This window comes from Pseudomonas sp. G5(2012), from assembly GCF_000408945.1.
Classification (GTDB): domain Bacteria; phylum Pseudomonadota; class Gammaproteobacteria; order Pseudomonadales; family Pseudomonadaceae; genus Aquipseudomonas; species Aquipseudomonas umsongensis.
Genome location: NZ_APIO01000029.1, coordinates 1 through 9,998 on the forward strand (window position 1 = coordinate 1; position 9,998 = coordinate 9,998).

General features: G+C 64.4%; 10 protein-coding genes. All 10 read left to right on the plus strand.

Features of this window, described 5'->3' with window-relative positions; translation table 11 throughout:
* The first annotated feature begins 187 nt into the window (after positions 1 to 187).
* The 10 genes from PG5_RS09420 to PG5_RS09465 are packed head-to-tail and all read left to right on the plus strand — an operon-like array spanning position 188 to position 9,892.
* On the plus strand, positions 188 to 1,078 hold the full coding sequence (locus PG5_RS09420; RefSeq protein ID WP_020796875.1) for a VOC family protein: 891 nt from the start codon (positions 188 to 190) through the stop codon (positions 1,076 to 1,078).
* Between the two features lie 12 nt (positions 1,079 to 1,090).
* Positions 1,091 to 1,966 carry a CoA transferase subunit A gene (locus tag PG5_RS09425; protein WP_042955314.1) on the plus strand — a complete coding sequence of 292 codons (876 nt, stop codon included), beginning with the start codon at positions 1,091 to 1,093 and terminating at the stop codon, positions 1,964 to 1,966.
* 12 nt (positions 1,967 to 1,978) lie between these two features.
* Entirely contained in the window at positions 1,979 to 2,776 is a 798-nt protein-coding gene (locus tag PG5_RS09430; protein ID WP_020796877.1) for an acyl CoA--acetate/3-ketoacid CoA transferase subunit beta, read from the plus strand.
* Between the two features lie 15 nt (positions 2,777 to 2,791).
* Positions 2,792 to 3,700 (plus strand): enoyl-CoA hydratase, encoded by a 909-nt coding sequence (locus PG5_RS09435; protein WP_020796878.1) that lies wholly within the window; start codon positions 2,792 to 2,794, stop codon positions 3,698 to 3,700.
* The gene (locus PG5_RS09440; protein ID WP_020796879.1) at positions 3,697 to 4,809 is read left to right on the plus strand and encodes a nitronate monooxygenase family protein; all 1,113 of its coding nucleotides are present in this window, start codon (positions 3,697 to 3,699) and stop codon (positions 4,807 to 4,809) included. Before PG5_RS09435 ends, PG5_RS09440 begins: the two co-directional genes overlap by 4 nt.
* Positions 4,806 to 5,558: an enoyl-CoA hydratase family protein gene (locus PG5_RS09445; RefSeq protein ID WP_020796880.1), complete on the plus strand. Its 753-nt coding sequence runs from the start codon at positions 4,806 to 4,808 to the stop codon at positions 5,556 to 5,558. The genes PG5_RS09440 and PG5_RS09445 overlap by 4 nt, the downstream gene beginning before the upstream one ends.
* Before the next feature lie 9 nt (positions 5,559 to 5,567).
* The gene (locus PG5_RS09450; RefSeq protein WP_020796881.1) at positions 5,568 to 6,731 is read left to right on the plus strand and encodes an acyl-CoA dehydrogenase family protein; all 1,164 of its coding nucleotides are present in this window, start codon (positions 5,568 to 5,570) and stop codon (positions 6,729 to 6,731) included.
* Positions 6,732 to 6,740: 9 nt separating this feature from the next.
* Entirely contained in the window at positions 6,741 to 7,799 is a 1,059-nt protein-coding gene (locus PG5_RS09455) for an acyl-CoA dehydrogenase family protein (RefSeq protein WP_020796882.1), read from the plus strand.
* A gap of 3 nt (positions 7,800 to 7,802) precedes the next feature.
* The gene (locus PG5_RS09460; RefSeq protein ID WP_020796883.1) at positions 7,803 to 8,954 is read left to right on the plus strand and encodes an acetyl-CoA C-acetyltransferase; all 1,152 of its coding nucleotides are present in this window, start codon (positions 7,803 to 7,805) and stop codon (positions 8,952 to 8,954) included.
* Positions 8,955 to 9,013: 59 nt separating this feature from the next.
* Positions 9,014 to 9,892 carry an SDR family oxidoreductase gene (locus tag PG5_RS09465; protein WP_020796884.1) on the plus strand — a complete coding sequence of 293 codons (879 nt, stop codon included), beginning with the start codon at positions 9,014 to 9,016 and terminating at the stop codon, positions 9,890 to 9,892.
* Positions 9,893 to 9,998 lie beyond the last annotated feature (106 nt).

The following is a 9,998-nucleotide window of genomic DNA, read 5'->3' on the forward strand; positions in this document are numbered from 1 at the left end:
CCGCAGCAATGGATATACACACCACCCTCAAAATCCCAGTCGCCAGACACAAAGCCTTCGCGACCAAGCCCGCTCCCACGAAGAGCCCAAGACCCACCCGTGCTTAGTCTCAACGGACGATGAAGCCACGCGCACTGCTTTGCACAATGCTCACCACGAAACCCTTTCAGCCAACGAGGACCCAGGCATGATCGACATTCGCGGTTTGAGCTATTTCGTCTCGCAGATCGAAAACCTCAGTCATTGGCAGCGTTACGCCGAAGACGTGCTGGGCATGCAAGTGAACCCGGCGCCGGGCGGTGGCCTGTACGTGAAAATGGACGAGCGTCCGTTTCGCATGCTGATCGTCGAAGGCGCTGAAGCGCGTTATTTGGCCTCTGGCTGGGAGTTGGCCAACGAGACGGCATTCAAGGCCGCCCTCGAGCATCTAAGTGCAGCCGGTATCGAATGGCAGTCGGGCTCCGCCGCCGAGATCGAGCAGCGCGGCGTACAGGCGCTGGTCAAGCTCACCGACCCATCGGGCAACTGCCATGAACTGAGCTGGGGCCATCGCTCAGATTGCCTGCCATTTGTCTCGCCCCAGGGTGTGCCGCGTTTCGTCACTGGTGACATGGGCCTGGGTCACACGGTGCTGCCGGCGCCGAACTTCGACGCCACCCTGGCGTTCGCCAAGGATGTGCTGGGCTTCGAACTGTCGGACATTTTCAACTTCCGTCCAGACCCGTCCGTGGCGCCGATCCGCATTCACTTCCTGCATTGCCAGAACGCTCGCCACCACAGCCTGGCACTGGCCGAGTACCCGGTACCGTCAGGTTGCGTGCACGTGATGGTCGAGGTCGATTCGATGACCGAAGTCGGCCGTGCCCACGACCGTCTGCGCGCCCATGAGGTAGCCCTGTCGGCCACCCTCGGCCAGCACCTCAATGACCGCATGACCAGTTTCTACATGAAGACACCGTCCGGCTTCGACCTGGAGTACGGCTTTGGCGGGTTGCAAGTCGACTGGGCCGAGCACTCAGCGTTCGAGTTCACCCGCGTGAGCATTTGGGGGCACGACTTTTCGGTCGGCCAACGTTAAGGAATTGTCATGATGAACAAACAACTGACAGCGGCCGATGCGGTCGCTCAATTGCGCGATGGCATGACCATCGGTTTCGGCGGCTGGGGCCCGCGGCGCAAGCCGATGGCCATCGTGCGCGAGATCCTGCGCTCAGACGTCAAGGACCTGACCGTGGTCGCCTACGGCGGTCCGGAAGTGGGCATGCTGTGCGCTGCCGGCAAGGTCAAGAAGCTGATATTCGGCTTCGCCACCCTCGATGCCATTCCGCTGGAACCCTACTACCGCAAGGCCCGTGAAGCCGGCGAGCTGGAGTTGATGGAGCTGGACGAAGGCATGTTCCAGTGGGGCCTGCGTGCCGCCGGCATGCGTCTGCCGTTCCTGCCGACCCGTTGTGGCCTGGCCACCGATGTGACGCGCCTGAACCCGCAGCTCAAGACCATCCAGTCGCCCTATGCCGATGGCGAGGTGCTGCTGGCGATGCCGGCGCTCAATCTCGACGTGGCATTCCTGCATGTCAACGTCGCCGATCGCCTGGGCAACTGCCTGGTGACCGGGCCGGACCCCTATTTCGATCACCTGTTCGCCCGCGCCGCCAACCAGTGCTTTGTCTCGTGCGAGCGCCTGGAAGATCGCCTGGCGCTGAGCGCCGAGCAAGCCCGCTTCAATACTTTCGAGCGCTATCTGGTGAGCGGCGTGGTGCATGCGCCCCTGGGTGCGCACCCGACACTCTGCGCCCCCGACTACGGCTGGGACATGAAGCATCTCAAGGGCTATGTCGCCAGCAGCCAGGCGGAGAACGGCTGGCAGGACTATGTGCAGACCTACATCGCCGGTGGCGAGCAGGCCTATCAGGCACAGAACGGCGGTGCCGACTCCATGGGCGCCTTGCCCCTTCCCGTGTTCTGAGGAATATCGACCATGTCTGCAACCTGTGATTTCACCCTGGCGGAACTGATGATCGTCGCTGCCAGCGAAGCGTGGCGCGGCAATGGCGAGGTGATTGCCTCGGGCCTCGGCGTGATCCCGCGCCTGGGCGCCAGCCTTGCCAAACTGACCCACAGCCCGGAACTGTTGATGACCGACAGCGAGGCGTTCCTGGTCGAAGAACCGATCCCGCTGGGCCCGCGTGGCGACTACGTACCGCGTTACTCCGGCTACATGTCGTTCGAGCGAGTGTTCGAGTGCGTGTGGGGCGGACGCCGCCACGCAATGATCGGGCCGACCCAGATCGACCGCTGGGGCCAGACCAACCTGTCCTGCGTCGGCGATTATCAAAAGCCCAAAACGGCGATCCTCGGCGTACGCGGCCTGCCGGGCAACAGCATCAACCACCTCAATTCGTTCTTCGTGCCCAGCCATAACAGCCGGGTGTTCGTCAGCGGCGAAGTGGACATGGTTTCCGGTGTCGGTTTCAAGGCCGAACGCTGGCCCGAAGGTACGCGTCGCGACCTGATGGACATCCATTGCGTGGTCAGCGACCTGTGCGTCCTCGACTTCAACGGCCCGGACCGGGCAGTGCAGGTGCGTTCGCTGCACCCCGGCGTGAGTTTCGAGCAGGTCCAGGACAACACCGGCTTCCCGTTGCTCAAGTCGGCGCAGTTGCACGAAACCGCGCATCCGACCCCTGAGCAGTTAGCGCTGATCCGCCGACTCGATCCCCACGAATACCGCGCCACGGCGATCAAGGGCAACCCACCCGGCATCCGTACGGCCTGAGACAAGGAGGCGAGCATGCACAGCAGCGACAGTGAATTCATCGTCCGCCAGGACAACGCCGTCTACGAGACGGACACCCCGGTGCTGTACAGCGTGGCCGAGGGTATTGCCACGCTGACGCTGAACCGGCCGACCTTCAACAACGCGCAAAACTCGCAGATGACTTACGCCCTGGACGGCTTTTTCCGCCAGGCGGTGAACGATGACAGCGTCAAGGTCATCGTCCTCAGGGGCAACGGCAAGCACTTCTCGGCGGGCCACGATATCGGCACGCCGGGGCGGGATATCGACAAGCCGTTCGAGCGCGCGCACCTGTGGTGGGACCACACCAACAAGCCCGGTGGCGAGCAACTGTATGCCCGTGAGCAGGAGGTGTACCTGGGCATGTGCCGACGCTGGCGCGAACTGCCCAAGCCGACCATCGCCATGGTCCATGGCGCGTGCGTGGCGGGCGGGCTGATGCTGGCCTGGGTCTGCGACCTGATCGTTGCCAGCGACGACGCGTTCTTCCAGGACCCGGTGGTGCGCATGGGTATTCCGGGGGTGGAGTATTTTGCCCATCCCTATGAAATGAACCCGCGAATCGCCAAGGAATTCCTCTTCACCGGCGACCGCATGAGCGCCACCCGAGCCTGGCAAGTGGGCATGGTCAACCGCCTGGTCAGCCGTGATGAGCTGGAGCAGGCCACCTATGCCCTGGCCGCCGGCATTGCCCGTCAGCCGCGCATGGGCCTGGCCCTGACCAAGCAGGCGATCAACCACGTCGAGGACTTGCAGGGCAAACGCACGGCGATGGATGCCGTGTTCGCCTGGCATCACTTTGCCCATGCCCATAACGAGCTGTTGTCCGGCGACAAACTGGGCGGCTTCGACGCCAAGGGCATGGCCCGGGCCAACAAGCAGGCCGAGGACAAAAGCCAATGAACCGCTGGCTGGATACACCACTGACCGAGGCCCTCGGTTGCCGTTACCCGATCGTGCAGACCGCCATGGGGTGGGTCGCCGACGCCAACCTGGTGATCGCCACGACCCAGGCCGGGGGCTTCGGTTTCCTGGCTGGCGCGACCATCGCGGCCGACGAACTGGAAGGCGAAATCCGCAAGGTGATCGACGCCACTGGCGCCAGCAACTTCGGGCTCAATTTCCATATGTTCCAGGACAACGCCGCGCAGTGCGTCGACCTGGCGATCAAGTACCGTCTGCGCGCCGTGAGTTACGGGCGCGGTCCGGACAAACAGACCATCGCCCGCTTCAAGGCGGCCAAGGTGCTGTGCATTCCCACTGTCGGCGCCCTCAAGCATGCGCTCAAGGCCGTGGAACTGGGCGCCGACATGATCACCATCCAGGGCGGTGAGGGCGGCGGCCATACTGGCGGCGTACCGAGTTCGATCCTGCTGCCCCAGGTGCTGGCGGCGGTCAAGGTACCGGTGATCGCGGCCGGAGGATTCGCCACCGGCCGTGGCCTGGCCTCGGTGCTCGCTGCCGGTGGTGCCGGCATCGCCATGGGCACGCGGTTCCTCATGACCCGCGAATCGCCGACACCGGCCGCGACCCTCGAACGTTACCTGAAGGTCAACGATCCGCAGTTGGTGCGCGTGACCACGGCGGTGGATGGCATGCGCCACCGGATGATCGAAAACCGCTTCATCAATCACCTGGAACAGGCGGGCCCCTTCGGTCGCCTGCGCATAGCCCTGGGCAGCGCGTGGCAGTGGAAGCAGCAGACCGGCATGAGCCTGGGGCACATGGCTGCAGTCTTCCTGCGCGCATTGCGTGAAGACCCCTCGCAACTGTCGCAGGTGGTGATGGCCGCCAACCAGCCGGTGCTGTTGCAGCGCTCGATGGTCGATGGCGCTCCGGACGAGGGCATCCTGCCCAGCGGCCAGGTCGCCGCAGCCATTGGCGAATTGCTCAGTTGCCGCGAAGTCATCGAAGGCATCGCCAGCGAGGCCCAGCACTGCCTGGATGCGCTCCTGGCACGCAGCCAGACACACGCCACGAATCAACCCGCCAGTATCGGAGAACCCCTGTGAACCAGGCATTTACGACACAACTCAATCAGGGGATCGCTGAACTGGTGATCGCCAAGCCACCGGTTAATGCCCTCGACAGCCAGGAATGGCATGCCCTGGCGCGACAGATCGAAGCGCTCGGGGCCAATCCCGAGGTGCGGGTGATCGTGATCCGCGCCGAAGGCCGCGGTTTTTGCGCCGGTGTCGACATCAAGGAACTGGACAAGCATCCGGAGCGAATCGTCGAGGTCAACGCCGGTAACTACGCCACCTTCAAGGCCGTGCACCGCAACCCGGTGCCGGTGATTGTCGCGGTCCATGGTTTTGTCCTGGGCGGTGGTATCGGCATCACCGGGGCGGCGGACATCGTCGTCGCCTCCGAATGCGCGACCTTCGCTCTGCCCGAAGTCGACCGTGGCGCCATGGGCGGCGGTGCGCACTTGCAACGGCTGTTCCCGGTACAAAAAGTTCGTTACCTGTTCTTTACCGGGGACAGCATCGGCGCCCCTGAAGCCCTGCAGTACGGCTTTATCGAACGCATTGTCAGCAAGGACCAGTTGCGCGAAACCGCCTTGGGCATCGCGGCGAAAATCGCCGAGAAGAGCCCGGGCATGATCCGCATTGCCAAGGAAGCCTTGAACGGTATCGAAGACGGCAACCTGGAAGATAAATACCGCTGGGAACAGGGCTTCACCATGCAGGCCTACAGCAGCCCGGACTCCGCGGAAACGCGGCGGGCCTTCGTCGAAAAACGCGACGCCAAGTTCTGAGATAACGCCATGGACCTGACTTATACCTCCAAACAAAACGCCTTCCGCGCCGAAGTACGGGCCTGGTTGGCGGCCAATGTGCCCCGTGAACCCTTGGCCAGCTACGACACCCGCGAAGGCTTCGAGCAGCACCGCGCCTGGGAGGCCACGCTATTCGAGAGCCGCTGGTCGATGGTGATGTGGCCAGCCGAACTGGGCGGTCGCGGCAGCGATTTGATCGAGTGGCTGATCTTCGAAGAAGAGTATTACGGTGCCAGCGCGCCGATGCGCGTCAACCAGAACGGCCAGCTGTTGCTGGGCCCGACCCTGATGGAATTCGGTACCCCGGAGCAGAAGCAGCGTTTCCTGCCGCGCATGGCGGCCAGCCTGGACATGTGGGCGCAAGGCTGGTCGGAGCCCAACGCCGGCTCCGACATGGCGGCGATCACCAGCAAAGCGCTGCTCGACGGCGACCATTACGTGATCAACGGGCAGAAAACCTGGTCGACCCGGGCGATCTACGCCGACTGGCTGTTCGGCCTGTTCCGCAGCGAGCCGGGGTCGGCCCGTCACCACGGCCTGTCCTTTATCATGGTGCCGCTCGATACGCCGGGGGTGAGCATTCGCCCGATCAAGGCGCTCAACGGCAAGGACGCTTTCGCCGAGGTGTTTTTCGACGACGTGCGGGTGCCGGTGGCCAACCGCATCGGCGCCGAGGGGCAGGGTTGGCACGTGGCGATGGCCACCGCCGGTTTCGAGCGCGGCCTGCTGCTGCGTTCACCGGCGCGCTTCCAGGCCACGGCACGCAAGCTGGTCGAGCTGTACAAGGCCAACCGCGCCAGCGCCGACCGCGATCCGGGCCTGCGCGATGCCGTGCTGGAGACTTGGATGGGTGCCGAGGCCTATGCGTTGTCGGCCTACCACACCGTGGGACGCTTGAGCAGGGGCGAGCAGATCGGCGCCGAATCAAGCATCAACAAGATCATCTGGTCGGAGCTGGACCTGAAGATGCACGAGACCGCCATGCGCATTCTCGGTACGCGCGGCGAGCTGGTTGCAAAAGGCGCGCAGGCGGGCGATGCGGCGGGTTGGCTGGAGGGTTTCCTGTTTGCCCAGTCCGGGCCGATCTATGCCGGCACCAACGAAATCCAGCGCAACATCATTGCCGAGCGCATGCTCGGTTTGCCGAAATAAGGAACCGCCATGGACTTCACTTTCAACGATGACCAGTTGGCGTTCCACGAAGCCATCAGTCGTTTCCTGATGACCGAAGCCGCCCCGGAAATGCTCCGGGAAATCTGGGAGACCGATGCCGGGCGCTCCCGCGACCTGCGCAACAAGATCGCCGGCCAGGGCCTGACCGCCTTGTCGGTGCCCGAGGCCGAAGGCGGCCTGGGCATGGACGATGTGACCTGGGCCCTGATGACCCAGGAGCTGGGTTACTACGCCATTCCCGACTCATTGGCCGACACCGCCTATGTCGCCAGCGGCTTGCTCGCCGCTCTGCCGGCGCAGCATCCGGCCCGCGCCGACCTGTTGCCGCGTATCGCCGATGGCAGCTTGCGCCTGGCGATCAGTCATCCAGTCAATGCGCTGGTCAGTGATGCGCAATTGGCCGAAGTGTTGATCCTCACCGATGGCGATGACATCCATGTGGTGCCGCGCTCCGAGGTCGAGGTGGAAAACCACCCGAGCATCGATGCCTCGCGACGCCTGGGGCGGGTGACCTGGACTCCGTCGCCGACCACCTGCGTGGCCAGTGGCGAGCAGGGACGGACCTTGCAGGCGCACCTGCTGGACCGCGGTGCACTGTCGGTGGCCGGGCAACTGCTGGGGCTGGCGCAGCGCATGCTCGACCTGTCGGTGGACTACGTGGCCCAGCGCAAACAGTTCGGCAAGCCGATCGGCAGCTTCCAGGCGGTCAAGCATCACCTCGCCGATGTCGCCCGCTACATCGAACAGGCCAAGCCGGTGCTGTACCGCGCGGCCCATGCCTTGGCGCGGGGTGACGTCAACGCGGGCGCCTGGGTCTCGCAAGCGCGCCTGGCGGCCAACGAAGCGAGCTGGCTCGCCGCGCGCAAGGGTATCCAGGTGCATGGTGCGATGGGGTACACCTGGGAGGTGGATTTGCAGATGTTCATGAAACGCGCCTGGGCCCTCGATGCGTCCTGGGGCGACCGCGGCTTTCACAAAACCCGTGTCAGCGACTACCTGTTCGCCGACGCCACCGGCCTGGGGCCGGGGCATACTTTCGAGGAATGAGTCATGGCACAGGCCTACATTGTTGATGCACTGCGCAGCCCCACCGGCAAACGCAAGGGCTCATTGAGCGAGATCCACGCCATTGACCTGGGCGCCCATGTGCTCAAGGCGCTGGTGGCGCGCAACGTGATCCCTGCCGAAGACTATGACGACGTGATATTCGGTTGCGTCGACACCATCGGTTCCCAGGCTGGCGATATCGCCCGCACCAGCTGGCTGGCCGCCGGCTTGCCGCTGACGGTGCCCGGCACCACCGTGGATCGTCAGTGTGGTTCGTCGCAACAGGCGCTGCATTTCGCCGCGCAGGCGGTCATGAGCGGCACCCAGGATGTGGTCGCGGTGGGTGGGGTACAGACCATGACCCAGATCCCGATTTCTTCGGCGATGCTGGCCGGCCAGCCCCTGGGCTTTGCCGATCCGTTCTCGGGCAGCGTTGGCTGGCGTGCGCGGTTTGGCCAGCAGCCCGTCAACCAGTTCTACGCCGCGCAACGGATCGCCGATCATTGGCAGATCAGCCGCGAGCAGATGGAAGCCTTTGCCTTGCAGAGCCACGAACGCGCCCTGGCGGCCATCGCCAGTGGCCGATTCGCCCGGGAAATCGTCAGCTGCCAAGGCCTGGCGGTGGATGAAACGCCGCGTCACAGCAGCCTGGCGAAGATGGCCGAGTTGCAACCGGTGGACCCGCAGTTCCCGTCGATCACCGCCGCCGTGTCCAGCCAGACCTGCGACGCCTCGGCGGCACTGCTGGTGGTGTCCGAGGCGGCGCTCAAGCGCTACGACCTGACGCCACGGGCGCGGATTCATCACCTGACGGTGCTCGGTGACGATCCGATCTGGCACCTCACCGCACCGATCGCCGCCACCCGCCGGGCCTTGGCCAAGAGTGGCCTGAGCATGGGCGACATCGATCGGGTCGAGATCAACGAAGCCTTCGCCTCGGTGGTCATGGCCTGGGCCAAGGAGCTCGATTACGACCCGGCGCGCACCAACGTCAACGGCGGCGCGATTGCCCTCGGTCATCCGCTGGGCGCCACCGGCGCACGCTTGATGACCACGCTGCTCAACGAACTGGAATGCAGCGGCGGTCGCTACGGCCTGCAAACCATGTGTGAAGGCGGCGGGCAGGCCAACGTGACCATTATCGAACGCCTGTAATTTTTCATGCGGGCCGCCGCTTCGGGCGCGCGGCCACAAAAATTCTCAAGGAGTCAAACATGGCTATGTGTGCAGACCGCACCGTGATCATCACCGGGGCCGGCGGTGGCCTCGGTCGCGCCTACGCGCTGGCGTTCGCCGCGCAAGGGGCCAATGTAGTGGTCAACGATATTCGCGCCGAGGCCGCAGAAGATGTGGCAGGGGAGATTCGCGCCAACGGTGGCCAGGCCATCGCCAACAGCGATGACATCACCACCCTGGCCACCGCGCAGCGCATCGTCGATGCGGCACTGGCGGCGTTCGGTGAAGTGCATGTGCTGATCAACAACGCCGGCGTGTTACGCGACCGCATGTTCATCAGCCTCAGTGAAGAAGACTGGGACATGGTCATGCGCGTCCACCTCAAGGGCCATTATTGCCTGGCCAACATCCTCGGCCGCCGCTGGCGCGACCTGGCCAAGGCCGGCACGCCGGTGGACGCGCGGATCATCAACACCAGCTCCGGCGCCGGGTTACAGGGCTCGGTGGGGCAGTCCAATTATTCGGCGGCCAAGGGCGGAATCGCCTCGCTGACCCTGGTGCAGGCGGCGGAACTGGCGCGCTATGGCGTCACTGCCAACGCACTGGCGCCGGCCGCACGCACCTCGATGACCGAGAGCGCCATGCCCGACGTGGTGAAGAAACCCGAGGACGGCAGCTTCGACGCCTGGGCTGCAGAGAACGTCGCGCCGCTGGTGGTGTGGCTGGGCAGCCCGGCGTCGGCCCATGTCACCGGCCAGGTCTTCGAAAGCCAGGGCGGTCGCATCTCCCTGGGCGATGGCTGGCGCACGGGCGTTACCTGCGACAAGGGCGCGTTGTGGAAAGTCGAAGAGATCGGCGCGGCGGTGGATGCAATTCTTACTGAAGCGCCGAAGGCGCAGAAAGTCTGGGGGAGCTGAATGTCCTGATCAATTGTAGGAGTTGGCTTGCCAGCGAAGCCACCCTGACAGCCGACCTATTGTTTGTTGACGGAGTACATATCCATTCCTGCGGTAACGGCGGCTT

What these genes read in the sequence shown, in the direction of transcription:
- PG5_RS09440 (WP_020796879.1), top strand. Translation starts at nt 3,697, where the DNA reads ATGAACCGCTGGCTGGATACACCACTGACCGAGGCCCTCGGTTGCCGT.
- PG5_RS09460 (WP_020796883.1), top strand. Translation starts at nt 7,803, where the DNA reads ATGGCACAGGCCTACATTGTTGATGCACTGCGCAGCCCCACCGGCAAA.
- PG5_RS09425 (WP_042955314.1), top strand. Translation starts at nt 1,091, where the DNA reads ATGAACAAACAACTGACAGCGGCCGATGCGGTCGCTCAATTGCGCGAT.
- PG5_RS09430 (WP_020796877.1), top strand. Translation starts at nt 1,979, where the DNA reads ATGTCTGCAACCTGTGATTTCACCCTGGCGGAACTGATGATCGTCGCT.
- PG5_RS09435 (WP_020796878.1), top strand. Translation starts at nt 2,792, where the DNA reads ATGCACAGCAGCGACAGTGAATTCATCGTCCGCCAGGACAACGCCGTC.
- PG5_RS09450 (WP_020796881.1), top strand. Translation starts at nt 5,568, where the DNA reads ATGGACCTGACTTATACCTCCAAACAAAACGCCTTCCGCGCCGAAGTA.
- PG5_RS09465 (WP_020796884.1), top strand. Translation starts at nt 9,014, where the DNA reads ATGGCTATGTGTGCAGACCGCACCGTGATCATCACCGGGGCCGGCGGT.
- PG5_RS09455 (WP_020796882.1), top strand. Translation starts at nt 6,741, where the DNA reads ATGGACTTCACTTTCAACGATGACCAGTTGGCGTTCCACGAAGCCATC.
- PG5_RS09420 (WP_020796875.1), top strand. Translation starts at nt 188, where the DNA reads ATGATCGACATTCGCGGTTTGAGCTATTTCGTCTCGCAGATCGAAAAC.